Raw genomic sequence first — 26,417 nt, 5'->3', positions numbered from 1 at the left:
GTCTTGCTGAGAGAGGAAGGACCCCGGATGTTCCTGCGCAATGGCCTGGAGCCCTGGCATCTGCTGATCGTCGCGGTGGTGCTGATCCTGCTCTTCGGCTCCAAGAAGCTGCCCGACACGGCCCGCGCCCTGGGCAAGTCGCTGCGGATCCTCAAGAGCGAGACGCGGGCGATGAAGGAGGACGGGGGCCGGGCGGACGAGGCCCCGGCGCCGGCCGCCGACGCCGCGCCCCGCACGATCCCCGGCACCACGGCCGCCCCCGCCGACCGGGCCGCCGCCCCGCACACCACCACGACGCCGGGCGCCTGACCCGCTCCCCCGCCACGGCATCGGACGCCTGACGGCCCTCCCCGCCACGGCGGCGGGCGTCCGACCGGCTCCCGCGCCACGCTGCCGGGCGCCGGAGCCGCTCGCCCGCCGCTCGTTCCGGGCCGGGTCCGGCCCGTCGGCCGCGAGTTATCCACAGGCTGCGGACGATGTCGGCGGGGCGGCGCATGATGGGGTCCATGAACGAGATGCCGGAGTGGGAGAAGCGGTTCAGGGCACCGAGGGTGGGGCTGCCCGACTGGGCGGAGGACGCCCCGGACCGCTCGCTGTTCGTGTCGAACGCGACGGGGACGTACGAGCTGTATGCCTGGGACCGGGCGACCGGGGCCCAGCGCCAGGCCACGGACCGGCCGAACGGCACGACGGACGGGGTGCTGACGCCGGACGGCGAGTGGATCTGGTGGTTCAGCGACACCGACGGGGACGAGTTCGGCGTGTGGATGCGCCAGCCGTTCGGCGGGGGCGACGACGAGCCCGCCGTGCCCGGCCTGGAACCGTCCTACCCGGCGGGCCTCGCGCTCGGCCGGGACGGCACGGCGGTCGTCGGCCGCTCCACCGACGAGGAGGGCAGCACCGTCCACGTCGTGCGCCCCGGCGCCGCGCCCGTGGAGATCTACCGGCACCGCGAGTCCGCCGGAGTGGGCGACCTCTCGCACGACGGGGCGCTGATCGCCCTGGAGCACACCGAGCACGGCGACGCGATGCACTCGGCGCTGCGCGTGGTGCGGCTCGACGGCACGACGGCCGCCGAGCTGGACGACACCAAGGGCGGCACCGAGGAGCTCGGCCTCGAAGTGCTCGGCTTCGCGCCGCTGGCCGGGGACACCCGGCTGCTCGTCGCCCACCAGCGCCGGGGCCGCTGGGAGCCCATGGTGTGGGACGTGACCTCGGGCGAGCAGACCGAGCTGGCGCTCGCGCTGCCCGGCGACGTCACGGCGGAGTGGTACCCGGACGGCTCGGGGCTGCTGGTCGTCCACAGCTTCGAGGCCCGCAGCGAGCTGTTCCGCTACGACCTGGCGGCGGCCGAGCTCATCGAGGTGGAGACCCCGGCCGGATCCGTCTCCGCCGCCTCGGCCCGGCCCGACGGGACCGTGGAGTATCTGTGGTCCTCGGCGGCGCGCCCCTCCGAGGTGCGCGCGACGACCGGCGCGGTCGTCCTGGACCCGCCGGGCATGAAGGCACCGCACTCGGTCCCGGTGGAGGACGCGTGGGTGGAGGGGCCCGGCGGCCGGGTCCACGCACTGGTGCAGAAGCCGGCCGGGGAGGGCCCGTTCCCGACCGTCTTCGAGCTGCACGGCGGCCCGACGTGGCACGACAGCGACGCGTTCGCGGCGGGCCCGGCGGCCTGGGTGGACCACGGCTACGCGGTGGTCCGCGTCAACTACCGGGGCTCCACGGGGTACGGCAGGGAGTGGACGGACGCGCTCAAGCACCGGGTCGGGCTCATCGAGCTGGAGGACGTGGCGGCGGTGCGGGAGTGGGCGGTGGCGTCCGGGCTCGCCGATCCGGCCCGACTGGTGCTGGCGGGCGCGTCCTGGGGCGGCTATCTGACCCTGCTGGGCCTGGGCACGGAGCCGGACGCCTGGGCGCTCGGCGTCGCGGTGGTGCCGGTCGCGGACTACGTGACGGCGTACCACGACGAGATGGAGGCGCTCAAGGCGATGGACCGCACGCTGCTCGGCGGGACGCCCGAGGAGGTGCCCGAGCGCTTCGAGGCGTCGTCGCCGCTGACGTACGTGGACGCGGTGCGGGCACCGGTCTACATCTCGGCGGGCGTCAACGACCCGCGCTGCCCCATCCGTCAGGTGGAGAACTATGTGGACCGCCTCGCCGCGCGCGGCGCGGTCCACGAGGTCTACCGCTATGACGCGGGCCATGGCTCGCTGGTGGTGGAGGAGCGGATCAAGCAGGTGCGGCTGGAGCTGGAGTTCGCGGGGAGGCATCTGGGGAGCTGAGGACCCCGGGGGCGGCGGCAGTTGCCTCGTGGGCCCGGTCGCGTACCGGCCGGGGCCTCGGCGGCCTCGGGGGCCTCGGGGCGGGGGCCCGGCGGCCACCCATCCCGGTCGGCTTCCCTGCGATGGCCTTGCGGGGTCGGCAGCGGCCCGACGGCGGCATCGGGGCGGGTCCGTAGGCGGGCCGGAAGCCCTTCGGTCGTCCTGTGGAGTGGGGTTGCCGGGCACCCCGCGACCCGGGGCGCCGAAGGGATTCCGTACGGTGGTGGTGTGTACCGGTTCCTGCTGACTCCCCGCTGGTGGGGGATCAACATCTTCGTCGTGCTGGCCATCCCCTTCTGCGTGTTCATGGGGTCCTGGCAGCTCGGCCGCTTCGAGGACCGCGTGCAGTCGCACAACGCGGCCGAGAAGCGGCCCGACGCCGCCGAGCTCAGGGCCGTGCCGCTGCGTGAGCTGCTGCCGGTCGACCAGAAGACCTCGGGGCGCTCGGCCAGCGCGACCGGGAAGTACGGCGAGCAGTTCCTGGTGCCGGACCGTCGGGTGGACGGCAAGGACGGCTCGTACGTGCTGACCCTGCTGCGTACCGATGGCGGCAAGGCGCTGCCCGTGGTGCGGGGGTGGCTGCCCAAGGGGCGCCCGGCTCCGGCCCCGCCCGCCGGGCAGGTCACCGTCGACGGTGCGCTGCAGGCGTCCGAGACGCCGGGGACCGACGGGGTCAACGCCGCAGGGGGGCTGCCTCGGGGGCAGCTTGGGATGATCAGTGCGGCTTCTCTGGTCAACCTCGTTCCGTACGACGTGTACGACGCGTGGATCACGTTGAACCGGGCCGATGCGGGGATGGTGGCCGTGCCGGCCGCGAAGCCGCAGAACACGGGGCTTGATCTGAAGGCGTTCCAGAACCTCGGTTACACCGGGGAGTGGTTCGTCTTCGCCGGGTTCGTGGTGTTCATGTGGTTCCGGTTGCTTCGGCGGGAGGCGGAGGCGGTGGAGGACGCGGAGCTGGGGTTGGCGCCGGTGTCGCCGTCCGGAGCCGCGCCCGCGTCCGCGTCCGCCGAGTCGGGGCGGGGCTCGTCGTCCTGACGCGGGCACTTGGCCTGTGGCCGGGTGTGGCTCGTCTTTGGCCGGGGGCCCCTTCGTGCCCGGACTTTGCCAGCGGGCCTCTTGTGCCCGGACTTTGCCTGCGGGCCGGTGGGGGCTTGTCGCGCAGTTCCCCGCGCGCCCCTGGAAAGCCCCGTCTGTCCACGGACCGTGCTGGGTTCCCCGCGCCCCTGGGTAGTCCGTCGCCTGCGGGCCGGTGGGGGCTTGCCCCCTTAATCCGCTGCCCCCTGCCGACCGTGCTCGCTCCTCGCGCCGTTCCCCGCGCCCCTGAGAGCGCAGCCACTCCGCCCCGGCCCCTTCTCCCGTTCTACGGTGTCGGGGCCGGCGGTGCTGCCAGTACCCCCGTGCGGTAGATCGTGCCCGCGCAGGCGTGGGGGATGGTGGCCTCGGCCGTGGGGGCGCCCGGTTCGGCCACGTGGGTCACTGCCACCTTGCCGTCGGCGGCGACCTCGGGGGCGCCCGGGTCGACGCCGCCCAGCTGGGGCTGGATGCCGGTCGGGGTGCCGGTGCCGGAGCCCGTGGTGGAGCCGTTGGTGCCGGAGCCCGTGGACGTCGTGGGGTCGGGGCTGGGCTGCGGCTTGGGGCAGGTCTCCGACGGCACCCAGGCGAACTTCACCTCGTAGGCGGCCGACGGCTTGAGGACCAGGCCGGTGGTTTCGAGGGAGGGGTCGGGCAGCCCGGCGGCCGGGTCGCCCGAGGCGTGGTCGACGACGGTGATCCGGGAGGCGTCGGCCGCGCCGAGCGCCTGGAAGTCGACCTTGCCCCCGCCGCTGACCTGGCAGAGCTTGCGCGAGACGTTGGCGACGCGGAAGGTGCCGTAGACCTTGCCGTCGGCGTCGGGCTTGCTGATCCGGGCGGACTTCACCCCGAGTTCGCTGGCGTCGCAGACCGGTGAGTCGGTCACGAGGGGGCCGCCGACCGGGCCGGTGGCGCCGCCGGAGATGCCGCCCTCGGTGGCCTTGCCGGGCGGCTGGGGCTTCACGGTGCCGCTGGGGAGCGCCGTCGGCGTGGTCCGCCCGGAGGGCCTGTCGGCCCCCCGGTCACCGCCTCCCGCGCCCGGGGCCGCGCCGGTGCCGCCCTGGGTCTGCTGGCCGTGTCCGGCGATGGCGGGCCGCTCCTCGGCACCGGTGGACGCGGTGTTGGCGACGTGCAGGAACGCGGGCACGGCGGTGCCGATCAGCAGGGCGGCGGCAGCCGCGCCCGCCCATGCCTGCTTCTTGCGCGCCCGGCGGGCGGGAACGGCCCGCCGCAGCTGGTCCAGGGCGCCGTCGGCGGGCTCCATGCCGTCCACCGCGCCGTGCAGCATCCTGCGCAGGGCGCGTTCGGCCGGGGTGAGGCCGGGTGGGAAGGGGTCGTTCACAGTTGCGTTTCCAGTCCGGTCGTCCAAGGGGCGGTCGGGCCCGTACGTACTCTCCCCGTGGGTCCCGCGCGCGCGGTGGTCGCCGCGCGTGCCGTGGTGCCCTTGGCCGCCGGGGACACCGTGGTGTCCGCCCGCGCCGTGGTGCCCGTGTTCCCCCCGGGCTCCGTCACCGTGGAAGGGGCGGTCGTGGTGGTCGCCACCGCCGCCGGTCGCGCCGTTCTTCCCCCGGCCCTCCCCGTCTCTGGGTCCTTGGTTCCGCCCGGCGCTCATACCGGGGCCTCCATGGCTATCCGGAGCGCCGCGATGCCGCGCGAGCCGTACGCCTTGACCGAGCCCAGGGATATCCCGAGGGTGTCGGCGACCTGCGACTCGGTCATGTCCGCGAAGTACCGCAGCACGAGCACCTCGCGCTGGCGGCGCTGGAGGCCGCGCATGGCCTTGATCAGGGCGTCGCGCTCCAGCTGGTCGTACGCGCCCTCCTCGGCGCTCGCCATGTCCGGCATCGGCTTGGAGAGCAGCTTGAGCCCGAGGATGCGGCGGCGCAGGGCGGAGCGGGAGAGGTTGACCACGGTCTGGCGCAGGTACGCCAGCGTCTTCTCGGGGTCGCGCACGCGCGAGCGCGCCGAGTGGACGCGGATGAACGCCTCCTGGACGACGTCCTCGCAGGAGGCCGTGTCGTCGAGCAGGAGGGCGGCGAGACCGAGGAGCGAGCGGTAGTGCGCGCGGTAGGTCTCGGTGAGGTGGTCGACGGTGGTGCCTGCGGCCATGGTCTCGTCAGTGCCCTCACGGCCCGGCGTCGGCTGCGCGGGGACGCGGGAGGGGCGCGCGGTCGGCACGGGGGCGATCACCGGCATGCCGCCGGGAGTGCGCGGGCGCCGGAGCGGACGCACCACTGCGCCCGGCACCGGAATCGCGGTGATGTCGAGAACCTCTGCCACGCCAGTTGGACACGCTTCCCCCCGTCAGGGTTGTACGCGTACGACACCGTTTTTGACAGTGCGACGAATGCCCTCATGCGTACTCGCTCTTCCCCAATGCCCCGATATTTACGGCACCTTGATGGGCGACCGCATAGACGCTCCATGCCGGGCTGCCGGTTGCAGGGACACGGAATTGCATCGTGTAACAGGGCAACAGCGCAGTTCAAGTGGTACAGACCAGCGACTTGCTCACAGAGCGTTCACAGATCCTACAAACTCTGTGGCCCTGTCCGCCGCGAATTCGCTCGGTTGTCCAGACGGGATTCCGGGGCGGTGGCCCGCAGCCGTCCGGTCCGCAGCCGGCGGGTACGGAACCGGCCGGTCCGCAGCCGGCGGATGCAGAACCGGCCGGTCCGGCCCCGCCCGGTTCACGGCCGGTCGCCGAATTCCCCCGCCGCCAGCTCGGCGATCTGCGCCGCGTTCAGGGCGGCGCCCTTGCGCAGGTTGTCGCCGCAGAGGAAGAGGTCCAGCGCGTACGGGTCGTCGGGTGAGCGGCGCACCCGGCCCACCCACGCCGGATCGGTCCCGACGGCGTCGGCCGGGGTCGGGAACTCGCCCGCCGCCGGATCGTCGAGCAGCACCACGCCCGGCGCGGTCGCCAGGATCTCGTGGGCCCGCGCCACCTCCACCTCGTTCTCGAAGGTGGCGTGCACGGAGACGGAGTGGGTGGTGATCACCGGCACCCGTACGCAGGTCGCGGCGACCGCGAGCCGCGGCAGCCCGAGCACCTTGCGGGCCTCGGCGCGCAGCCCCAGCTCCTCGCTGGACCAGCCGTCGTCGGCGAGCTCGCCGGACCAGGGCACCACGTTGAGCGCCACCGGCGCCGCGAACGGCCCGGTGTCCTCGCCGACGGCCCGGCGCACATCGCCGGGCCCGGTGCCCAGCTCCGTACCGGCGACCAGGGCGAGCTGTTCGCGCAGGGTGGCGACGCCGGCCCGGCCCGCGCCGCTGACCGCCTGGTACGTGGAGACGACCAGGCCGCTCAGCCCGTACTCGGCGTGCAGCGCGCCCACCGCCACGATCAGGGCGAGCGTGACGCAGTGCGGGGAGGCCACGATGCCGCGCGGGCGCATCCGTACGGCGTGCGGGTTGACCTCGGGGACCACCAGCGGCACGTCCGCGTCCAGCCGGAAGGCCGCCGAGGTGTCCACGACGACCGCGCCCTTGGCCGCGGCGACCGGCGCCCACTGGGCGGCGACCTGCTCGGGGACGAGGAAGACGGCGACGTCCACGCCGTCCAGGGCCTCCTCGGCCAGCGGCACGACCTCGGTCTCCGCGCCGCGCACCACGAGCTTGCGGCCCGCCGAGCGCGCGGAGGCGACCAGTCTGATCTCGCCCCAGACGTCCGCGTGCTGGGACAGGATCTGGAGCATCACCGCGCCGGCGCCCCCGGTCGCACCGACGACCGCGAGCGCCGGCTTGCGGGTCATCGTCCGGTGCCTCCGTAGACGACCGCCTCGTCGGAGTCGGAGTCCAGGCCGAAGGCGGTGTGCACGGCGCGCACGGCCTCGTTGACGTCGTCGGCGCGGGTGACGACCGAGATGCGGATCTCGGAGGTCGAGATCAGCTCGATGTTCACGCCCGCGTCGCTGAGCGCCTCGAAGAAGCCGGCGGTGACGCCCGGGTTGGTCTTCATCCCGGCGCCGACCAGCGAGATCTTGGCGATCTGGTCGTCGTAGCGCAGCGACTCGAAGCCGATGGTCGCCTTGGCCCGCTCCAGGGCGTCGATGGCCTTGCGGCCCTCGGCCTTGGGGAGCGTGAACGAGATGTCGGTGAGCCCGGTGGAGGCCGCCGACACGTTCTGCACGACCATGTCGATGTTGATCTCGGCGTTGGCGATGGTCCGGAAGATGGCCGCGGCCTCGCCCGGCTTGTCGGGGACCCCGACCACCGTGATCTTCGCCTCGGAGACGTCGTGGGCGACTCCGGAGATGATGGCGTGCTCCACCTGCTGACCCTCCGCCTTGGAACGTGGTTCGTTGCTGACCCAGGTGCCCTGAAGTCCGCTGAAGGACGACCGCACATGGATCGGGATGTTGTAACGGCGCGCGTACTCGACGCAGCGGTGCAGCAGCACCTTGGAGCCGGACGCGGCCAGCTCCAGCATGTCCTCGAAGGAGATCCAGTCGATCTTCTTGGCCTTCTTCACCACACGGGGGTCGGCGGTGAACACGCCGTCCACGTCCGTGTAGATCTCGCAGACCTCGGCGTCGAGCGCCGCCGCGAGGGCGACCGCCGTGGTGTCGGAGCCACCCCGCCCGAGCGTGGTGATGTCCTTCTTGTCCTGGGACACGCCCTGGAACCCGGCGACGATGGCGATGTTGCCCTCGTCGAGCGCGGTGCGGATGCGGCCCGGCGTGACGTCGATGATCCGCGCTTTGTTGTGGACCGAGTCGGTGATGACGCCGGCCTGGCTGCCCGTGAACGACTGGGCGTTGTGGCCCAGGTTTTTGATCGCCATGGCGAGAAGTGCCATGGAGATCCGCTCTCCGGCGGTCAGCAGCATGTCGAATTCCCGGCCGGTGGGCATCGGAGATACCTGTTCGGCGAGATCGATCAACTCGTCCGTCGTGTCGCCCATCGCGGAAACCACGACGACCACCTGGTGGCCGTTCTTCTTGGCTTCCACGATCCGCTTGGCGACGCGCTTGATGCCCTCGGCATCGGCAACGGAGGAGCCTCCGTACTTCTGCACGACAAGGCCCACGTGCGCTCCTCGCTCAGTCCATTACTGCGGTCGGCTCAGTCTAACGAGCGGGCCGGATCCGCCCGGAAGGTGCCACATCGTGAGATGTCCCGCTCGCGATGTGATCTTGGGTGGGGGGAAACCCCTCCCGGGAGGGGGGAATCGGGATCCGGTCCGCTCGTGGAGGCGCACCTGCCCCGCCGACGCGTACGTACGCCCCGATGTGGGGCGGGTCACAGGGACGGGCGGTTACTTGACCGTGCGCAGGCCCAGCGGGCCCGCCAGCTCCTCGGCCATCACCCGGCCCGCCTCCTCGGCCAGCGAGTCCTCGGTCAGGTCCTCGTCGGTGTCCAGTCCGTCCAGCTCCTGGAGCGGCTGGTTGAGGCGGACGTGCGCCACCAGCGACTGGAGGGCGCGCAGGGTGGCGGAGGCGGTGGAGCCCCAGTTGGAGAAGTAAGAGAACTGCCACCACCACAGCGCCTCGGTGGTGCGGCCCGCGCGGTAGTGGGCCAGGCCGTGGCGCAGGTCGGTGACGACGTCGGCCAGGTCGTCGGAGATCCGGCACGGCACGGGCGCCTTGCGCGGCTCGTACGGGTCGAAGACCTCCGAGTAGACGTCGATCGGCTCCAGGAGGGCCGCGAAGCGCTCGCGCAGCTCGTCGACGTCCGGCTCGGGGCCGAGGTCCGGCTCGTACCGCTCGTCCGGGACGATGTCCTCGTGCGCGCCGAGCCGGCCGCCCGCCAGCAGCAGCTGCGAGACCTCCAGGAGCAGGAACGGCACGGCGCTGTCCGGCTCGTCGCCCTTGGCCACTTCCGTGACCGCGACGATGAACGACTCCACCTGGTCCGCGATCTGGACCGCGAAGTCGTCCGGATCCTGGTTGGCCGCGTGCAGCGTTGCGTCAGACATCGAGAAGTCGCCTTCCTTCAAAGGCCCGCCCGAGCGTGACCTCGTCCGCGTACTCCAGATCTCCCCCCACGGGGAGTCCGCTGGCCAGCCGGGTGACCCGCAGGCCCATCGGCTTGATCATGCGGGCGAGGTACGTCGCCGTGGCCTCGCCCTCCAGGTTGGGGTCGGTGGCCAGGATCAGCTCGGTGACCGCGCCGTCGGCGAGCCGGGCGAGCAGCTCGCGGATGCGCAGGTCGTCCGGGCCGACCCCCTCGATGGGGCTGATGGCGCCGCCGAGGACGTGGTAGCGACCGCGGAACTCACGGGTCCGCTCGATCGCCACGACGTCCTTGGGCTCCTCCACGACACAGATGACGGCCGGGTCGCGGCGCGGGTCGCGGCAGATGTTGCAGCGCTCCTCCTGCGCCACGTTGCCGCAGACCTCGCAGAACCGGACCTTGTCCTTCACTTCGAGCAGGGCGTGCGCCAGCCTGCGCACGTCCGTGGGCTCGGCCTGGAGGATGTGGAAGGCGATCCGCTGCGCGCTCTTGGGACCGACGCCGGGCAGCCTGCCCAACTCGTCGATGAGGTCCTGGACCACGCCTTCGTACAACGGACTGCCTCTCGGGGTCGCCTGGGTGCTTACGGTAGTTGCTGGGCGGGCGCCGCAGAAGGGCGGATCCGCCCCGTGGACCGGGCCCGCGGGCCCGGTCGCCGGTTCAGAAGGGCAGACCCGGCATGCCCCCGAGGCCCTGGGCCAGCGGGCCGAGCTTCTGCTGCTGGAGCTGCTGGGCGTTCTCGTTGGCGGCCTGGACCGCGGCGACGACCAGGTCCGCCAGGGTCTCGGTGTCCTCCGGGTCGACCGCCTCGGGGGCGATGACGAGCGCGCGCAGCTCACCGGAGCCGGTGACGGTCGCCTTCACCAGGCCGCCGCCCGCCTGGCCGTCGACCTCGGTCGCGGCGAGCTCCTCCTGCGCGCGGGCGAGGTCCTGCTGCATCTGCTGGGCCTGCTGGAGCAGCTGCTGCATGTTGGGCTGGCCACCACCAGGGATCACGGTGCACTCCGTCTTTCGTCCGTCGCATGCCTTCGCCGGGGTACCGGCACTCCGAGCCTACGTGGTCCGGGGGCCCGCTGCTCCGCAACTCTTTCGAGTGAGTCGACGGACGTTTTCCTACCTGATCACGACGCTCTTACGGGGGGAAATACCGGGATATCGGCGCTCGCCCCCACCATTCGGCGGTAGGAAGGGCGGACGCCCGGCGCGGAGTCACGCGCGGAGTCCGGCCGAGAGTCACGCGGAGTCACTGTTGCAGTCACCGGGCGTTACGCAGAGATTCGAGCAGAGTTTCGACGTACGGGCCGATCCGAGGAACGGTCCGCAGGTCGGCGATGCACCGCGGAGGGAGCGCCGGGTGAGCCAGCCGGAGATGCAGCCCGAGGGGCCCCCGGGACCGCCCCGGGACGAGAGCGACCTGACCGGTCGCCCGTTCCCGCTCGGCGACTGGGGCGAGCCCGCGGAACGGCTGGACGAGCTGTACCGGTGGGTGGAGGCGGGGGCGCTGCGCACGGCCGAGTGGTACCTCGCCGACCGGCTGTGGAAGCGGCGGGGCGCGCGGGTGCTGCGGGTCGGTACGGCGGTGGGCGCGGTCGCCGGGGCGACGCTGCCGCTGCTCGACGTCACCGGCGCGCTGTCCGGGTCCGCCGGGTGGGGCTATCTGGCGCTGCTGCTGGGCGCGGCGTGCCTGGCCTGCGACCGGTACTTCGGGCTGACGTCCGGGTGGATGCGGGACGTGGCGACCGCGCAGGCCGTGCAGCGGCGCCTCCAGGCGCTCCAGTTCGACTGGGCGTCGGAGTCCGTACGGGAGGTGCTGGGGCCGACGGAGGGGACCGCCAGCGAGGCGGCGGAGCGGTGTCTGGGGGTGCTGCGGCGGTTCTCCGAGGACGTGACCGAGCTGGTGCGGTCGGAGACGGCGGACTGGATGGTGGAGTTCCGGTCGGGGCCCGCGCCGCTGGTGATGCAGTCGCTGGCCTCGTCCTCCCCCCGCCCCGACGCGGCCCCCGGCCCCGGCCGCTTCCCCCTCCCCCCCGGCACCCGCCCCAACATGCCCCGCCAACGCCCCCCGGAGACCCCGAGATAACCCTCCGGGGGCGGCACGGGACTTCCCGGCCGCGGGTAGTGGTGGGTTGCTCGCGCCCCTGATCGGGCCGGGACTTCGCCTGCGGACCGTGGTCGCTTCTCGCGCAGTTCCCCGCGCCCCTTATCGGGCCGGACTTCTTCTGCGGACCGCGCTGGGTTGCTCGCGCAGTTCCCCGCGCCCCTGAAAGCCGGTGGCCGAGCTGAGTCCTCCGGCTGAGCCGTACCCCCCTAGGGGCGCGGGGAACTGCGCGACCAGCCCCGCACGGTCTGCGGACGAAGGCGGGTTTCCAGGGGCGCGGGGAACTGCGCGAGCAAGCCACCACAACCCGCAGCCGAAGTCCGGCCCCATAGGGGCGCGGGGAACCGCGCGAGCAGCCCCCCACCGACCCGCACCCGGAACAAAGGCCCCCCGGATGGGCCCCTCAGCGTCGCGGCAGCAGCGTCCGGGCCAACCGCCGGGCCAGCGGCTGCTTCTGCCGCGAGACGGGCGCCGGGGCGGGCGCGGGGGCGGGCGCCGGGGCGCCGGCGGCCCCGGCACCACCCCCGCCCGCACCCTCGTGCCGAGACCGGGGCGCCTCCGGCGCCACCGCCTTCTTCCCGCTGATCCGGATCAGCGGCGCCCCCGCCACCTCCTCCACCCCGTGCCACATGTCCGGCCGCGTCCCGAGCCACTCCAGCAGCTCCCGACGGGCGGGCCCGGGATCCGACCAGGTGCCGTAGAACTTCGTGCCGGTGATGCAGATCGGCCGCAGCCCGGTCGTGGCGACCGCGCCCCACACGGCCGCCGCCACCCCGGGGCAGTGCTCGGCCCGGAAGTCGTCGAAGGCGACGATCCCGTCGGGGGCGAGCACCGCCTTGGCCGCCGCGATGTCCCCGTGGACGTGCTCGTACAGGTGCGAGGCGTCGACGTGGACGAAGCGGCAGGAGGCGTCCTCGACGCGCGAGGTGATCACGGAGGTGGGGGCCTGGACGACCACGGGCAGCTCGTCGTGGAAGGAGAGGTAGTTCGCCTCGAAGGCCCGCCGCGTCAGCGTCGCGTACGAGCGGTCCATCTCCTCGCTGTTGGGGTCGTCCGGCGCGGGCGAGTCGAACAGGTCGCAGACCGTGAACGTCTCGCCCGGCCGCAGGTACGACCCCAGGAAGATCGCGCTCTTGCCGAGGTACGCACCGAGTTCCAGCAGGTCACCGCCGAGCCGCTGGCGCTCCTGGCGCGCCAGGAACCAGTCGAAGAGCAGTTGGTCGGCGGGCCAGAACCACCCCTTGACGTCGGAGAAGCGGGCCGGGGCGGCGCTCTGGGCGCTCGTCGTTTGTGACATGGACCCGGTCCTACTCCCGCCAGATGGCGCGGAGTTTACGGCGAGGCGTGGGCCCGGTGGTGCCCCGGCGACATCCCCCCGCCCCGTGCGGAACGTACCGAAAGCCCCCTCGGTCAGCTGAAGATGATCATAGATCCCTGGGCCAGCGACCGCGTCGCCGCGGCGTGCAGCCCGAGCCACACGTGCCGTTCGCGGGCGAACGGGCTCTCGTCGTAGGGGATCGGCCCGGCGGGCTCCTCCAGGGAGGTCGGGCGGTCCGGCGGGGCCGGGGCCATGGGCGGGTTGGCCGGGTCTATGCCGATCGCGGGCGCGACGAACTCCAGCTCCCGCAGCAGCCCGTGGGTGGAGCCGAGCGGGCCGCCCCCGGCGAGGAGTTCCTCGTTGGCGAGCGGGCTGGGGAAGTCCACGGGGACGTAGGCACCGGCGTGGTCGTAGTGCCAGACCAGATGGGACTGCTGGGCGGTGGGCTCGAACATCTCCAGGAGCTGCTCGTAGTCGCCGCCGAGCTCGTCGACCGGGGTCACGGCGAGGCGGCAGAGCTGGAGGAGGTAGGCGCGGCGCAGGAAGTGCAGGGCGTCGTAGTCGAAGCCCGCGACCGGGGCGACGTCCCCCGAGAGGCCGGGCATGTAGGCGAAGACCGGTACGGGCGGCAGCCCGGCCTCGCCGAGCGCCTTGTCGTACGAGGCGATCTCCTCGGCGAAGGGGTTGTCGGGGCTGTGGCACAGCACGTCGACGAGGGGGACCAGCCACAAGTCACAGGCCACGGGGCTCCTTACGAGGTCGCGATGGTCGGGACAGCGTAGTCCGCCGAGCACGCTCCGCGAAGCTCGCCCGTCAACTCCCGTGCGGGCGGGCCGTCAACTCGGTGCGAGGGGGTGGAATCACGTGTCACAGACGTATCTGCAGGCCCCATCCCTCCCCCGCGTTTCCGTGCGTCACACTCCCGCGCACGGGTGTGCTCAGCGGCCCACGTCCCAGATCCACACGCCGTCCACCCGGCGGCCCTCCCGGCCCAGCAGCCGGGACACGGTCTTGTAGAGCGCGTCGTCGTTGTCCTGCGGCGGCAGGACGACCAGACCCGCCCGCCAGAACGCGAGGTCCTGGCGGGCCTGCTCGCGCCAGGCGGCGCCGATGTCGGGGATCGCGCCGCCGTAGCGGACGTCGTGCAGCAGGTTGGACGTCCAGCGCGGGGAGGCGCCGTAGATGCCGATGCGGTCGGGGCCCCAGGGGCCGTTGAAGTAGCCGCCGGGCACCGGGTAGCCGAGGCCCGCCTTCACCTGCCAGTGCAGGGCGTCGGCGGCGGCCGGGTCGGGCACCGGCACGGTCACCACGGACTCGCCGGGCCGCACGTACTCCCGCCACTTGCCGTCCGCCAGGAACGCCGGGACCGGCGCCCGTTCGGTGACCGGGATCGGGGTCGGCACGATCGGCAGCAGCGCCGCCGCCACCGCGGCCAGGCCGAACGCCCGCCCGGCCCCGCGCGCGGCGGCCAGCCGGGCCGCGGCGAGCGCGAGGAGCGCGCCGAGCGCGGGTGCGCAGAGCATGCCGACGCGGCCCTCGATGACCGATTCGAAGAGCGGCCGGTGGGCCAGCGCCCGCCAGGGGCCGGGCAGTTCCACACCGGTGTACGGGATGCGGATCTTCTGGCCCATGGAGAGCACGGCCGCGCCCACCGCGGTGGCCGCCAGCGCCTTGACCAGCGGTTCCCGCCACAGCCGTACGGTGATCGCGAACGCCAGGGCGATCAGCGGCCAGCCGTAGAACGCGTTCTGCTCGGTCCGGTTGAGCGCCAGCTTGTCCGCGACGGCCTCGTCGCCCAGCAGCGCCCGTCCGGAGAACCGCAGGAAGGAGAGCGGGCTGTTGCCGGCGGCGTCGCCGTGCAGCACCGACCGGTAACTCTGGTCGCCGAGGAACTGCCAGGTCAGCGGGTAGGCGACCAGCGGGAGGCAGACGAGCGCGGCCACCCCGAGCCCCTTGGCCAGCGGCCCGGCCGCCGCGCGCACGACGTGGCGGCGGGCCAGCGCGTACGAGAGCGCGAAGAGCAGCATCCCCAGCGAGGCCAGCAGCAGGACCTCTTCGCCGAGGAAGATCTGGTACGCGGTGAACAGGCCGAGCAGCACGCCGTCGCGGCGGACGTTCGCGGCCGGGGAGCAGAGCCGCAGCGCGCGGTCCACGATCACCGGGATCATGAACAGCACGCAGAAATTGGGGTGCGCGTTGGCGTGCGAGATCATCGGGGGCGCGAACGCGGCGAACGCGCCCCCGAGTCCGGCGGCCCACCGGTTGCCGGTCACCCACTTCGCGAACAGCCGGTACCAGGCGAACGCGGTGGCGGTCAGGCCCAGCGTGAGGACCAGCGCCCAGGTGACGGTCGGGCCGAGCGCGAGGGTGACCGGGGCGAGCGGCACGGAGAGGCCCAGCATGGGGGTGTTCCCCATGAGGTTCACGCCGTCGGGGTAGTTCTGCAGGGTGCTGAAGAGCGGGTCCCGCAGGTGCGCCACGTTGTCGGCGGTGACCGCGAAGAACCACTCCCACTGGTTCTGGTCCTGGCCCGAGTCGGCGAGGTAGCCGCGCCCGAGGTCGGCCCACAGGCCCTTGTAGAGCAGGACCGAGGAGAGCAGGAACAGCGTCAGCAGGACCAGGCTGGTGCGGTTGGCGGTGCGGGCCTTGAGCCGGGCCAGCTCCAGCAGCACCCGGCCGTAGTCGGCGGGCCCGACCTTGGAGCCCTCCTGGTGCGACCAGCGCACCGGGACCTCGGCGACGGCCCAGCCGCGGCGGCGGAAGTACTGGAGGATCTCCACGTCGATGCCCCAGCCGTCGAGCCGGGCGTCGGCGAAGGCGGCGCGCGCCTTCTCGCCGTCGAACAGCTTGAAGCCGCACTGGGTGTCGTGGATGCCGGGCACGGCGACCGCGCGTATCAGCCGGTTGCCCATCCGCCCCAGCCATTCGCGCACCCGCCCCTGGTGGACGGCGATGTCCGCCTCGGGGTGGGCGCGGGAGCCGATCGCGGCGCTCGCGCGGGCGCCGTCGAGCTCCTTGGCGAGCCGGTCGAGTTCGGCGACGGGGGTGGCCAGGTCGGCGTCGGTGAGCAGCACGCGCGCCCCGCGCGAGGCGGCCACGCCCAGCCGCAGGGCGTGGCCCTTGCCCCGGTTGCGGTCGGCGCTCAGCAGCCGGATGCGCGGGTCGGCGTCGGCGGCGGCGCGGGCGACGTCCGCCGTGCCGTCGTCGGAGCCGTCGTCGACGACGATCAGCTCCCAGGCCGTGGCCGCGCCGTGGAGGTGGTCGCGGATCGCGTCCAGGGTCGGGCCGAGCCGCCGTTCCTCGTTGTACGCGGGGACGACGACCGACAGGTCGAGGGGGCCGCCGTCGGTCACCGCTTCAGCCGCTCCGCCCAGGTGAGCGAGTGGTCGTTGTACGCCCGTATCACCTCGTACGCGGCGTCCCCGTCGCCCTTGACCACCGCGTCCACGAGGGCGCCGTGGCCGTTCCACAGCCACTGGGCGAGGTCGTCCCGGCCGCGCAGATGGGGCACGGCGAAGACCCAGCACTGCATCCGCAGCCGGTGCAGGAAGTCCGATATGTAAGGGTTTCCGGCGAGGGCGCCGAGCTCCCGCCAGAATCGCAGGTCATAGCCGATGAGTATGTTCAGGTCGCCGCTGCGGGCCGCCCGCGCGGCCTCCTCGGCGCGGCGCCGCACCGACACCAGCGCGGGCCCGTGGGCCGCCCCCAGCGCCGTGATCTTGCGGAAGATGCCGTTCACCACCAGCGAGCGGGCCTCGACCATGCCCTCGTAGTCCTCGACGGAGAACTCGTGGACGCGAAAGCCCCGGTGCTGGTCGGAGTCGAGCAGGCCCTGCGCGGTCAGATCGACCAGCGCCTCGCGCACGGGGGTGGCGCTCACCCCGTACTGCTCGGCGATCTGCTTGACGGTGAACTCCTCGCCGGGCTGCAGGCGCCCGGCGAGTATCTCGTCGCGCAGCGCGTCGGCGATCTGGCGGCGCAGCGTGCTGCGCGTCACCCCTCCGCTCGCTGGCATGGGCGTCCCTCCCTCCTCGGCTGTTTGGCACACCTTAGCCGCAGGCAAACCCGGCATCCCGGCCCGTGCGGGGGCCGGGGGGCGAGGGCGGGGGCGGCCCGGCCCCGGAGGATTCCGGAGCCGGGCCGCGGGAGCGCAGGCCCCCGGGAGGAAGGCCGGCCGGATCAGACGGTGTACTCGTCCGCCACCGCCAGCGCCTCGTCCAGCACCGCGAGGCCCTCCTTGGCCTCGGCCTCGGTGATGTTGCAGGGCGGGACGACATGGGTGCGGTTCATGTTGATGAAGGGCCACAGGCCGTTCTTCTTGCAGGCCGCGCCGAAGGCCGCCATGGGGGCGGCGTCCGCGCCCGAGGCGTTGTACGGGACGAGCGGCTCGCGCGTCTCCCGGCTCTTCACCAGCTCCAGCGCCCAGAAGACGCCGGTGCCGCGCACCTCGCCGACCGAGGGGTGGCGGGCGGCGAGCTCGCGCAGCCCCGGCTCCAGGACCGTGCTGCCGATGTGCGCGGCCTGGGTGACCACGCCCTCCTCCTCCATCACGGTGAGGGTCGCCACGGCCGCGGCGCAGGCCAGCGGGTGCCCGGAGTAGGTCAGGCCGCCCGGGAAGGGCCGGGTGTCGAAGGTGGCGGCGATCTCGGCGGAGATGGCGACGCCGCCGAGGGGCACGTACCCGGAGTTCACGCCCTTGGCGAAGGTCATCAGGTCGGGCGTGACGCCGTAGTGGTCGGCGGCGAACCAGGCGCCGGTGCGCCCGAACCCGGACATGACCTCGTCCAGGACCAGGACGATCCCGTACCGGTCGCAGATCTCGCGCACGCCCGGCAGATAGCCCGGCGGCGGGGTCATGATCCCGGCCGTGCCCGGCACGGTCTCCAGGATGATCGCGGCGATCGTGCCGGGGCCCTCGAAGGCGATGGTGTCCTCCAGGTGCTGGAGGGCGCGGGCGCACTCCTCGGCCTCGTCCGTGGCGTAGAACGCGGAGCGGTAGAGGAACGGCGCCCAGAAGCGGACGACGCCCGCCGCGCCGGTGTCCGAGGCCCAGCGGCGCGGGTCGCCGGTCAGGTTGATCGCCTGGGCGGTGGCGCCGTGGTACGAGCGGTAGGCGCTCATCACCTTCTGGCGGCCCGTGTGCAGCCGGGCCAGCCGGACGGCGTTCTCGACGGCCTCGGCGCCGCCGTTGGTGAAGAAGATCTTGTCCAGGTCGCCCGGGGTGCGCTCCGCGATGAGCCGCGCGGCCTCGGAGCGCGCCTCCACCGCGAACGCGGGCGCGAAGGTGGCCAGCTTCCCGGCCTGCTCCTGGATCGCGCCGACGACCTTGGGGTGCTGGTAGCCGATGTTGGTGAAGACGAGGCCGCTGGTGAAGTCGAGGTAGCGGTTGCCGTCGTAGTCCCAGAAGTACGAACCCTCCGCGCCGGCGACGGCGAGCGGGTCGATCAGGCCCTGGGCGGACCAGGAATGGAACACGTGCGCACGGTCGGCGGCCTTCACGGCCGCGCCGGCCCGGGGGTCGGGTTCGACATGAGGGGTCATGGGCCCAGGGTAAGGAGGCGCTGGTGGGAAGGGGTATGACCAGGTTGTCCACCGTGGGGCGCGGAGCTCGGCAGGATGTCGGGCCTTTTCCCCCCGCAGACCCCTCCCGGTCCGGCCCACTATCCTCACCCCGTTGACCGACCCGGGGAGGCACCGGACCGCATGGAGCGACTGGGAAGCGGAGATCCCTCGCGGATCGGGACGTACCGCCTGCTCGCGAGGCTCGGTACGGGCGGCATGGGCCGCGTCTACCTGGCCCGCTCCGACCGGGGCCGCACGGCGGCCGTGAAGCTCGTGCACCGGGAGCTGGCCGACCTCGACGAGTTCCGGGCCCGCTTCCGCCAGGAGGTCGCCGCGGCCCGCCGGGTCGGCGGCGACTGGACCGCCCCGGTCCTGGACGCCGACACGGAGGCCCCGGTCCCCTGGGTCGCCACGGGGTACGTCGCCGGTCCCAGCCTGCACGCGGTCGTCTCCGGCGGCCACGGCCCCCTCCCCGCCGCCTCCTTGCGCGTCCTCGCCCGCGGCCTCGCCCTCGCGCTGCGGGACATCCACTCCGCCGGTCTGATCCACCGCGACCTGAAGCCGTCGAACGTCCTGATCACCCTCGACGGCCCCCGCGTCATCGACTTCGGCATAGCCCGCGCGCTGGAGACGGTCGCGGAGGGCGGGCTGACGCGGACGGGCGCGCTGGTCGGCTCGCCCGGGTTCATGGCCCCCGAGCAGGTGCGCGGCGACCGCGTGACGCCCGCCTGCGACGTGTTCTGCCTGGGCTCGGTGCTGGCGTACGCGGCGACGGGCCGCCTCCCCTTCAGCGGCACCGACAGCGGGGTGCACGCGATGATGTTCCGGATCGCGCAGGAGCCGCCGGACCTGGAGGGCGTGCCGGAGCCGCTGCTCGACCTCGTGCGGGCGTGCCTGAGCAAGGAGCCCGCCGAGCGCCCCTCCCTGGCGGACGTCCTGTCCGGGCTCGGCCCGCAGGACGCCTCGCCCGCCCCCTGGCTCCCGCTCCCGCTGGTGGCCCGACTCGGCAGCCAAGCGGTCGAGTTGCTGGAGATCGAGAACCCCGAGAGCCCCACCAACGGCGCCCTCGCCCGCCCCGGCACCCCCGACCCGGCCCCCGCCCCCGAGGCGCACGCCCCCGAGCCCGGCCCCGCCCCCGAGCCCGAGCCGTACGCCCCCGCGCCCCCGCCCTGGGCGACCGGCGGCCACAGCCACGCCCCGCAGAACCAGCCCCCGGCGTACGGCTATCCGGCCCCCGGCCAGCCCCCGGCCCCCGCGTACGGCTACGGCTATCCCGACCCCGGCCAGCCCGCCGGGCACGGCTATGCGCACCCGGCGCCCACGTACGGCTACGCCCCGGTCCCGCCCCCGGAGGAGCCGCCGCGCCGCAGCGCCAAGTCGACGGCGGCGCTGATAGCCGTGGCGCTGGTCGTCGCCGTGGGCGCGGGCGGCGCGGTGTACGCGTACATGAACAGCCCGATCGACGAGGAGAAGACCACCGGCGGAAGCCGGTCCACCGCCAACCCCCCGTCGGAAAAGCCGAGTTCGCGCACGGACGGCGGCCCCTCCGACGAGCCGTCCCCCTCCCCCAGCGCGAGCGCCCCCGGCGACATCCCCGCCAAGTACCTCGGCACCTGGTCCGGCACCGTCGAGGGCGACGGCGGGGCCGCCGATCGCCATCTGGTCCTGCGGCCCGGCAAGGTCGGCGACCAGGTCATGACGCTGACGGCGGACGGCCCGGCGGCGGGCGGCGGCGCGTACCACTGCGTGTTCCGCGCGGCCCTCACCGCCAGGCCCTCCACCCCGGACGCGCCCCTCAAGCTCGGCCCGTCCACCGTCGAGACGGGCGAACCGGCCACCTCCTGCACCCCCGGCGCCGCCACGACCCTCACCGTCCTGCCGGACGGCCGCCTGCGCCGCGAGAACGACAGCAACGGCGACCAGCTCGTGTACGACCGCGTGTCCCGGTACGACGGCGGCTAGCCCCCGCCCGGCACGCCAACAGGCCGGTCAGCAGGGGCCGTCCGGCCCCGCCAGCACTTCCCGCACGACCGCCCGCAGCATCAGCGTGTGCACGAACCGCCCGTCCCCCGGCGGCAGACACCGCCACGACAGCGGCCAGGTCCGGCCCCACAGCGCGGGGACCGGGACGTAACCCACTCTCCCCTTCCCCGAGTTGAACCTCACCGCCCCCGCGGGCCAGATCCGGTGGGACGTGCTTCCGGCCGGTACGAGGAAGTACACGCCCCGCCGCCCGGAGGCGTCCGTCACGATCGGCCCCGGCTCGCCGCCGGTCATCGCCTCCAGCACGTCGGCCACCCGGCGCCCCGCCTCCCCGTCGACCCGTACGGCGTCGAATTGAACGCCCGCTTTTCGCAGCCGGAACCCCGAAACGGGAATCCAGCCCGGCTGGGTGACAGAGTTGGGCGTTCCAATTCGCGTATCCATAGCGACAGCTTCGGGCATTACCGCTAGCGTTTCCCATGACCGTGGGGGACCGTCGGGTATTGGTTGACCTGCCTGAACTCCCCTTGAATTGGGTTGAATTCGGCGGGGGATCAGTTGTGACCGGTTGAGTCCGGTTGAGTTCGAGGCGGTGGAGAATATGGCACGCGCAGAAAACAAGGTAACCGCAGGTCCCGTGGCCCAGTTGCTGGCCATCGTGGCCAAGCGACTGCGTTTGCGAAAGGGCTGGACACAGGAGGAAGTCGGTAAGCGCACGGGCTTTTCGGCGGCGGCGATCAGCGCCATGGAAACGCTCGCCCAGCCCGCGAGCGACGAGATGCTGGTGAAGCTGGAGGAGGCACTGGGAGAAGAGCTGGGGATCTTCGAGGAGGCGCGCGTCTTCGTCCGCCTGGAAAAGTACCCGCCGCAGTTCCAGAATTACGCGCTGCTGGAGCGGAAGGCACTGGTCCTTCAGCTGTACTCCACCCTCGTCATCCATGGCCTCTTCCAGACCGAGGAGTACGCGCGGGCGCTGATCGGGGGCGGGTACCCACCCTTGCCACCGGAGCGTGTGGAAGAACTGGTCGAGGCAAGGATGGCTCGCAAGGCACTCTTCGACCGCAACCCTGTCCCGCTCATCGAACTGATCGTCGACGAGTCCGCTCTACGGAGGATCATCGGTGGCCCCGAGGTCATGCGGCGGCAGCTACTGCACCTCGCCGAGTGCGCCCGGCGGCGCAACGTGACGTTTCAGGTGCTACCGCTGGACGTCGGACTGAGCGGCGAGCAAGCCGGAGCTCGGGGCGGGTTGAACTTGCTCGAAACGCCGGAACACGACCACCTCGTCTACCTCGAACCACAGGACGAAAGCCTGCTGATCTCCGACCCTGCAAAGGTGAGTACGTACGCCCAGCGGTATGCGAAGATCCGGTCACAGGCCCTGGGTCCTCGTGAATCACTGGGCCTCATCGAGCAGTTGGCAGGAGAGCACAGATGAGTAAGACCCTGCGATGGTTCAAGTCGAGCTACAGCGATAGCAGCGGGGGCGAATGCATCGAAGTGGCCATCGGCTGGCGCAAGTCCTCGTACAGCAGCGACAGCGGCGGCGACTGCGTAGAGGTCGCCACCTGCCCCCACGCCGTCCACGTCCGCGACTCCAAGCTCGCCGACGGCAGCCCCACCTTCGCGGTGGGGGCCGACGCCTGGGCCGGGTTCGTGGGGTGGGCCGCCGGATAGGCTGCCGCGCCCATCCCCGCTGTGCCACCATCCCGTCATGGAAGGTCTGGCGGCGGGGGACCCGTCCCATATCGGTCCGTTCCGGCTGCTCGGCAGGCTCGGAACCGGTGGGACGGGGCGGGTCTACCTGGCCCGTTCGGCGGGTGGGCGCACGGTCGCGGTCAGGCTGGTGCAGGAGGAGTACGCGCACCGGGACGGACTCCCGGCGCGGTTCGCCCGTGAGGTGGCGGCGGCGCGGCGCGTGGACGGCGAGTGGACCGCGCGCGTCCTCGACGCGGGGATGTCGGACGGAATCCGCTGGGTGGCGACGGAGTACGTTCCCGGGCCGAGCCTCCAGGACGCGGTGGCAGGGGACTTCGGACCGCTGCCGGAACGTTCGCTGCTGGTGCTCGCCCACCGGCTCGCGCTCGCCCTGGACGCCACGCACAGGCTGGGGCTCGTACACCCCGGCCTGAAGCCGTCCAACGTCCTGCTGACGGCGGACGGGCCGCGCCTCGTCAGCGTCGGCGCTCCGTGGGAGCGCACGCCGACGACCGTGGGCGCGCTGTCCGAGGCGGGCGACGTGTTCCGGCTGGGCCTGGTGCTGGCGTACGCGGCGACGGGACGGCTGCCGTTCGGCGACACCGACGGCGGTGCGCACTCGACGGCACCCGGGGAACCCGACCTCACCGGTGTGCCTCCGGTGCTGCTCCCGCTCGTGCGCTCCTGTCTGCACAAGGATCCCGACCAGCGGCCCGCGCCCCGGCGGATCGCCCGGCGGACGGCCACCGACCCGCATCCGCCGTCCTGGCTTCCGATCAGGATGCTGGCCCAAGTCGAGGACCATCGGCACCAGTTATGGGCAGCGGACGACCTGCGTACGGGCGTCCGGACCGGCGGGTACCGGCCGCCCGTGCCCGAGCTCGGGCCGAACCCCCGCAACGACTTTCCCCCGGAACCCGGCGCGTTCAGCAGCGCGCCCGACCTCCCGCGCCGGCGTTCCGGCGTCGCGCTCGCAGCCGCCGTCGGCGGCGGCGCGGCAGTGGTCGCCGCCGCCCTCGGCTTCCTCTTCGTGCAGTCGCCCGGCACTCCCGCCGGCCGCCCCGCCAGCCCGTCCCCGACGCACAGCACCCCCCACGTCCCTCACCAGTTCCTCGGCACGTGGAAGGCGACGACGCCGTCGACGGGCACCACGTACACCGTCACCATCACCGAGACGAAGATCGCGGAACGGCTGAAGACGTACGTCGAAGGCGGCGCGACCGACAGGCTCTGCGTCTGGACCTCTCCCGTGGTCGCGGCCGACAGCCGACGGCTCAGCCTGGGCCGGTCCGAGCCGGTCGACGGCGGCCCGGGGGCGGGGTGCGCGGCCGGGCCCCCGCACCAGTACGTCTTCACGGGGGCCGACACGCTGCGGCTGCACTACCCCGACGTGCAGTCCGGCACGACGCCACCCGACATCACCCTGACCCGGGAGGCCCCCGCCGGCTCCGCCCCCGGAACGCCGAAGGGGCCGACGGCACGGGACGGATCCCGCACCGGCGGCCCCTCGGGGCACCCGGGTCCTACAGGAACGAGTTGATCTCGATGGTCTCGGTCCGGCCGGGGCCGACACCGATCGCGGAGATCGGCGCGCCCGACATCTCCTCCAGCGCCTTCACGTACGCCTGCGCGTTCTTCGGCAGGTCGGAGAAGGTCTGCGCCTTGGTGATGTCCTCGGACCAGCCCGGCAGCATCTCGTAGATCGGCTTCGCGTGGTGGAAGTCGGTCTGGGAGTACGGGAGTTCCTCGACGCGCTTGCCGTCGATCTCGTACGCGACGCAGACGGGGATCTGCTCCCAGCCGGTCAGCACGTCCAGCTTGGTGAGGAAGAAGTCCGTCAGGCCGTTGACGCGGGTCGCGTAACGGGCGATCACCGCGTCGAACCAGCCGCAGCGGCGGTCGCGGCCGGTGGTGACACCGCGCTCGCCACCGATGCGGCGCAGGTCCTCGCCGTCCTGGTCGAACAGCTCGGTCGGGAACGGACCGGCGCCGACGCGGGTCGTGTACGCCTTGAGGATGCCGATGACCCGGCTGATCTTCGTCGGGCCCACGCCCGCACCCGTGCAGGCGCCGCCCGCGGTCGGGTTCGACGAGGTGACGAAGGGGTACGTGCCGTGGTCGACGTCGAGGAGCGTGCCCTGGCCGCCCTCGAAGAGGACGACCTTGCCGTCGTCGATCGCGTTGTTGAGGATCAGCGTGGTGTCCGCGACGAACGGCTTGATCTGCTCCGCGTACTGGAGCATCTCCTCGACGATCTTCTCCGCCTCGATCGCGCGGCGGTTGAAGACCTTGGCGAGCAGCTGGTTCTTCGACTCCAGCGCCGCCTCGACCTTCTGCTCCAGGATCGACTCGTCGTACAGGTCCTGGACGCGGATGCCGACGCGGTTGATCTTGTCCGCGTAGGTCGGGCCGATGCCGCGACCGGTGGTGCCGATCTTGCGGGAGCCGAGGAACCGTTCCGTCACCTTGTCGAGGGTGACGTTGTACGGGGTGATCAGGTGAGCGTTACCGCTGATGAGCAGCTTGGACGTGTCGACGCCGCGCTCGTTCAGCCCGCTCAGCTCGGAGAGCAGGACCGCCGGGTCGACGACGACTCCGTTGCCGATGACCGGGGTGCACCCCGGCGAGAGGATCCCGGAAGGGAGAAGATGCAGCGCGTACTTCTGGTCGCCGACGACGACGGTGTGGCCGGCGTTGTTGCCGCCCTGGTAACGCACTACATAGTCAACGGAACCACCGAGCAGGTCGGTGGCCTTTCCCTTGCCCTCGTCACCCCACTGAGCACCGAGCAGCACAAGTGCGGGCACAGGCGTACACCCCTTCCGGGCGGGGCATGTCCAAGGTCAGGGGCGTGTCGCCGCCTCACCAATGTGCCCCGGAATAGACGAAGCCCCTGGCGCAATAGCGCAAGGGGCTCTTGCACAAAGATGCTACCCGAGGAAGGACCGAAGTGTCGGCTGCCGACCAGCTACTGGTGGTCATCGACCCGGTCGCCCGCCGTATCGACGGCGAGTCCGTGCGGATCGCGAAAGATGTGCTGTGTGCGGGTGCACAGGCGAAAATATGCTGGCCGGAGGGGGTGGAGGAGTTCTCCCGCGCCCTCTCGCGCAGGGGTGCGCGGCGGCCCGTGGTGGTCGGTGACGACCTCACCCTGCTACGTACTGTGACTTTGCTCCACAAGGAGCGCGGGGGCGCCGGATCCCGGGCCGCGGGCGGGTCCCGGGGCGGGCCCGCCGTCGCCATGGTGCCCGTCGGGGCGGCGGCCTCCCTGGAACTCGCCAGGTCACTGGGGGTGCCCACGGGGGCGGTGGCGGCGGCGCGGGCGGTCCTGGACGGGGCGCCGCGACGGCTCGACCTGCTGGTCGACGACGGGGACGGGGTCGTGCTCGGCGGGCTGCGGATTCCGGCGCCGCCGCCGGCCCCGGCCCCGGCGGTACGGGCGCCCGCGCCCGCGGTGTGGAGTGCGTGCCGTTCGCTGGTACGCACCCTGGTGCGGGCACCCGCGCCCGTGGCGGCGGCCGTCGCACAGCGGCTGCGGGTGGAGGCGGACGGCATCCTCCTCTCCGACGCCCCCGTCACCGGGGTGTCCCTGTCCGGCCTGAACGGGCTGGCAAGGGTCGTGGTGGAGGGGCGGTCCGGGGAGCGGGTGTGCGCGGGGGCGGAAGTGGTGACGGTCACGTCCGGGGAGGCGGGGTTCCGGTACCGGGGGGATGCGGAGCAGGTGGGGGGGCCGGTGCGGAGCAGGACGTGGCGGGTAGCCACGTGGACCCTGACGCTCCCGTAGCCGGGGGCGCCGTCAGTGGCCCTGCGGGGGTCCCCGCGCCCCGATTGGGCCCGGATTGTGTCTGCGGCCCGGTGGTGAGCTGGTCGCGCAGTTCCCCGCGCCCCTGGAAACCCGCCTTCGACCGCAGACCGTACGGGGTTGCTCGCGCAGTTCCCCGCGCCCCTGAACCCGCTGTCGTCCGCAGACCGTGCCCGCTCCTCGCGCAGTTCCCCGCGCCCCTGAACCCGCTGTCGTCCGCAGACCGCGGTCGCTTCTCGCGCAGTTCCCCGCGCCCCTGAACCCGCTGTCGTCCGCAGACCGCGGTCGCTTCTCGCGCAGTTCCCCGCGCCCCTGAACCCGCTGTCGTCCGCAGACCGTGCCCGCTCCTCGCGCAGTTCCCCGCGCCCCTAGGGGGTACGGGCAGCCGGAGAACTTGGCTCGGCCACCGGCCTTTAGGGGCGCGGGGAACTGCGCGACCGGCCCAGCACGGTCCGCAGACACAGTCCGGGTTCACAAGGGGCGCGGGGAACTGCGCGACCAGCCCGGCACGGTCCGCACACGAAACAGGACCCGGTGGGGGCGGAGCCCCCGTTTAAGGGGCGCGGGGAACTGCGCGACAAGCCCACCACGGTCCGCAGGCGAAGT

The 26,417-nt window shown here is 72.9% G+C and carries 23 protein-coding genes; 9 read left to right on the top strand and 14 right to left on the bottom strand.

Annotation, left to right across the window (positions count from 1 at the left end):
• Positions 1–27 precede the first annotated feature (27 nt).
• The 3 genes from tatA to AB5J87_RS19170 all read left to right on the top strand — a co-directional run bounded on the left by tatA (position 28) and on the right by AB5J87_RS19170 (position 3,359).
• The gene (gene tatA, locus AB5J87_RS19180; RefSeq protein ID WP_369378037.1) at positions 28–309 is read left to right on the top strand and encodes a Sec-independent protein translocase subunit TatA; all 282 of its coding nucleotides are present in this window, start codon (positions 28–30) and stop codon (positions 307–309) included.
• Positions 310–497: 188 nt separating this feature from the next.
• Entirely contained in the window at positions 498–2,282 is a 1,785-nt protein-coding gene (locus AB5J87_RS19175) for a prolyl oligopeptidase family serine peptidase (protein ID WP_369383585.1), read from the top strand.
• 267 nt (positions 2,283–2,549) lie between these two features.
• Positions 2,550–3,359 carry an SURF1 family protein gene (locus tag AB5J87_RS19170; protein ID WP_369378036.1) on the top strand — a complete coding sequence of 270 codons (810 nt, stop codon included), beginning with the start codon at positions 2,550–2,552 and terminating at the stop codon, positions 3,357–3,359.
• A 325-nt stretch (positions 3,360–3,684) separates the two neighbouring features.
• On the opposite strand, the gene AB5J87_RS19165 is transcribed toward AB5J87_RS19170, so the two are convergent.
• The 7 genes from AB5J87_RS19165 to AB5J87_RS19135 all read right to left on the bottom strand — a co-directional run bounded on the left by AB5J87_RS19165 (position 3,685) and on the right by AB5J87_RS19135 (position 10,346).
• Positions 3,685–4,737 (bottom strand): hypothetical protein, encoded by a 1,053-nt coding sequence (locus tag AB5J87_RS19165; RefSeq protein ID WP_369378035.1) that lies wholly within the window; start codon positions 4,735–4,737, stop codon positions 3,685–3,687.
• A gap of 266 nt (positions 4,738–5,003) precedes the next feature.
• Positions 5,004–5,675 (bottom strand): SigE family RNA polymerase sigma factor, encoded by a 672-nt coding sequence (locus AB5J87_RS19160; protein WP_369378033.1) that lies wholly within the window; start codon positions 5,673–5,675, stop codon positions 5,004–5,006.
• 410 nt (positions 5,676–6,085) lie between these two features.
• Positions 6,086–7,147, bottom strand: a complete 1,062-nt coding sequence (locus AB5J87_RS19155) for an aspartate-semialdehyde dehydrogenase (protein ID WP_369378031.1) — start codon at positions 7,145–7,147, stop codon at positions 6,086–6,088.
• Positions 7,144–8,424, bottom strand: coding sequence for an aspartate kinase (locus AB5J87_RS19150; protein ID WP_369378030.1), 1,281 nt, complete (start codon positions 8,422–8,424; stop codon positions 7,144–7,146). The genes AB5J87_RS19155 and AB5J87_RS19150 overlap by 4 nt, the downstream gene beginning before the upstream one ends.
• Positions 8,425–8,652: 228 nt before the next feature.
• Positions 8,653–9,312 carry a DUF5063 domain-containing protein gene (locus AB5J87_RS19145; protein ID WP_369378029.1) on the bottom strand — a complete coding sequence of 220 codons (660 nt, stop codon included), beginning with the start codon at positions 9,310–9,312 and terminating at the stop codon, positions 8,653–8,655.
• Positions 9,305–9,904 (bottom strand): recombination mediator RecR, encoded by a 600-nt coding sequence (gene recR / locus AB5J87_RS19140; protein ID WP_369378028.1) that lies wholly within the window; start codon positions 9,902–9,904, stop codon positions 9,305–9,307. The genes AB5J87_RS19145 and recR overlap by 8 nt, the downstream gene beginning before the upstream one ends.
• A 106-nt stretch (positions 9,905–10,010) precedes the next feature.
• Positions 10,011–10,346, bottom strand: coding sequence for a YbaB/EbfC family nucleoid-associated protein (locus tag AB5J87_RS19135; protein WP_369378027.1), 336 nt, complete (start codon positions 10,344–10,346; stop codon positions 10,011–10,013).
• Between the two features lie 373 nt (positions 10,347–10,719).
• Between AB5J87_RS19135 and AB5J87_RS19130 the strand changes: the two genes are divergently transcribed.
• Entirely contained in the window at positions 10,720–11,430 is a 711-nt protein-coding gene (locus AB5J87_RS19130) for an SLATT domain-containing protein (protein WP_369383584.1), read from the top strand.
• A gap of 421 nt (positions 11,431–11,851) precedes the next feature.
• On the opposite strand, the gene AB5J87_RS19125 is transcribed toward AB5J87_RS19130, so the two are convergent.
• From AB5J87_RS19125 to AB5J87_RS19105, 5 genes are all read right to left on the bottom strand, one after another.
• Entirely contained in the window at positions 11,852–12,745 is an 894-nt protein-coding gene (locus AB5J87_RS19125) for a class I SAM-dependent methyltransferase (protein ID WP_369378026.1), read from the bottom strand.
• A 113-nt stretch (positions 12,746–12,858) separates the two neighbouring features.
• On the bottom strand, positions 12,859–13,509 hold the full coding sequence (locus tag AB5J87_RS19120) for a hypothetical protein (RefSeq protein WP_369378025.1): 651 nt from the start codon (positions 13,507–13,509) through the stop codon (positions 12,859–12,861).
• 195 nt (positions 13,510–13,704) lie between these two features.
• Positions 13,705–16,119, bottom strand: coding sequence for a dolichyl-phosphate beta-glucosyltransferase (locus AB5J87_RS19115; protein ID WP_369378023.1), 2,415 nt, complete (start codon positions 16,117–16,119; stop codon positions 13,705–13,707).
• On the bottom strand, positions 16,116–16,781 hold the full coding sequence (locus AB5J87_RS19110; protein WP_369378021.1) for a GntR family transcriptional regulator: 666 nt from the start codon (positions 16,779–16,781) through the stop codon (positions 16,116–16,118). The genes AB5J87_RS19115 and AB5J87_RS19110 overlap by 4 nt, the downstream gene beginning before the upstream one ends.
• 164 nt (positions 16,782–16,945) lie before the next feature.
• Entirely contained in the window at positions 16,946–18,307 is a 1,362-nt protein-coding gene (locus AB5J87_RS19105; protein ID WP_369378020.1) for an aspartate aminotransferase family protein, read from the bottom strand.
• Positions 18,308–18,469: 162 nt separating this feature from the next.
• On the opposite strand from AB5J87_RS19105, the gene AB5J87_RS19100 reads away from it, so the two are divergent.
• On the top strand, positions 18,470–20,290 hold the full coding sequence (locus AB5J87_RS19100; RefSeq protein ID WP_369378019.1) for a serine/threonine-protein kinase: 1,821 nt from the start codon (positions 18,470–18,472) through the stop codon (positions 20,288–20,290).
• Positions 20,291–20,317: 27 nt separating this feature from the next.
• Here AB5J87_RS19100 and AB5J87_RS19095 read toward each other — a convergent pair whose 3' ends face one another.
• A complete protein-coding gene (locus AB5J87_RS19095; RefSeq protein WP_369378018.1) occupies positions 20,318–20,755 on the bottom strand; it encodes a hypothetical protein in 438 nt (145 codons plus the stop codon).
• A 157-nt stretch (positions 20,756–20,912) separates the two neighbouring features.
• On the opposite strand from AB5J87_RS19095, the gene AB5J87_RS19090 reads away from it, so the two are divergent.
• From AB5J87_RS19090 to AB5J87_RS19080, 3 genes are read left to right on the top strand one after another with little or no spacing between them, the layout of a single operon-like run.
• Positions 20,913–21,749, top strand: coding sequence for a helix-turn-helix transcriptional regulator (locus tag AB5J87_RS19090; protein ID WP_369378017.1), 837 nt, complete (start codon positions 20,913–20,915; stop codon positions 21,747–21,749).
• Positions 21,746–21,988, top strand: coding sequence for a DUF397 domain-containing protein (locus tag AB5J87_RS19085; RefSeq protein ID WP_369378016.1), 243 nt, complete (start codon positions 21,746–21,748; stop codon positions 21,986–21,988). The genes AB5J87_RS19090 and AB5J87_RS19085 overlap by 4 nt, the downstream gene beginning before the upstream one ends.
• A 37-nt stretch (positions 21,989–22,025) precedes the next feature.
• Positions 22,026–23,549 carry a serine/threonine-protein kinase gene (locus AB5J87_RS19080; RefSeq protein WP_369378014.1) on the top strand — a complete coding sequence of 508 codons (1,524 nt, stop codon included), beginning with the start codon at positions 22,026–22,028 and terminating at the stop codon, positions 23,547–23,549.
• On the opposite strand, the gene AB5J87_RS19075 is transcribed toward AB5J87_RS19080, so the two are convergent.
• A complete protein-coding gene (locus AB5J87_RS19075; protein ID WP_369378013.1) occupies positions 23,533–24,816 on the bottom strand; it encodes an adenylosuccinate synthase in 1,284 nt (427 codons plus the stop codon). The two genes, AB5J87_RS19080 and AB5J87_RS19075, sit on opposite strands and share 17 nt — an antisense overlap.
• A 143-nt stretch (positions 24,817–24,959) precedes the next feature.
• Between AB5J87_RS19075 and AB5J87_RS19070 the strand changes: the two genes are divergently transcribed.
• Positions 24,960–25,793 carry a diacylglycerol kinase gene (locus tag AB5J87_RS19070; RefSeq protein ID WP_369378012.1) on the top strand — a complete coding sequence of 278 codons (834 nt, stop codon included), beginning with the start codon at positions 24,960–24,962 and terminating at the stop codon, positions 25,791–25,793.
• The last annotated feature ends 624 nt before the right edge of the window (positions 25,794–26,417 follow it).

Source organism: Streptomyces sp. cg36, from assembly GCF_041080675.1.
Taxonomy (GTDB): Bacteria; Actinomycetota; Actinomycetes; order Streptomycetales; family Streptomycetaceae; genus Streptomyces.
This window is presented reverse-complemented; position numbering and strand designations above follow the sequence as displayed.